Origin of the sequence: Polaribacter sp. BAL334, assembly GCF_015767435.1 — a bacterium.
In the GTDB taxonomy this organism is placed as follows: Bacteria; Bacteroidota; Bacteroidia; order Flavobacteriales; family Flavobacteriaceae; genus Polaribacter.
Genome location: NZ_JADWOV010000128.1, coordinates 1 through 450 on the forward strand (window position 1 = coordinate 1; position 450 = coordinate 450).

The window sequence follows — 450 nt, forward strand, 5'->3', positions numbered from 1 at the left end:
ATCTGTAATAGTATAATCAAAGGTATCTGTTCCATTAAAGTTCGCAGCAGGCGTGTACACTAAAGTATCATCTGTAGGATCATTAGGCGTTCCATTGGTATTCACAGCCACAGTTCCACCATTGGCAGACGTTGCAGAAGGAATAGAGATAGCACCAATATTTGGACCATCCCCACCAAAAGAATCGTTGGTTAAAACGTTAATTACATTACTCGTAGAATCTTCATTCACAGTAGCAGTATCATTTACAGCAGTAGGTAAATTGTTTACAGGAGTTACTGTAAAAGTAACATCAGCAGTAGAAGCATTACAACCACTAGCAGCAGCAATAGTATATCTAATAGTTACACTTGTGTTAGAAGCAATATTAGCAGGCGTATATGTATTTCCAGAAATTGTTCCACCACCAGAAACAACAGACCAAGTTCCACCAGAAGGAGAACCCACTAA

Annotated in this window: 1 protein-coding gene; it reads right to left on the reverse strand. The window is 38.9% G+C overall.

Going from position 1 to position 450, the window contains the following annotated elements; genetic code table 11:
• Positions 1–450: Ig-like domain-containing protein (locus IU405_RS00680; RefSeq protein WP_231749415.1), on the reverse strand; the 450-nt coding region annotated here is incomplete at both ends.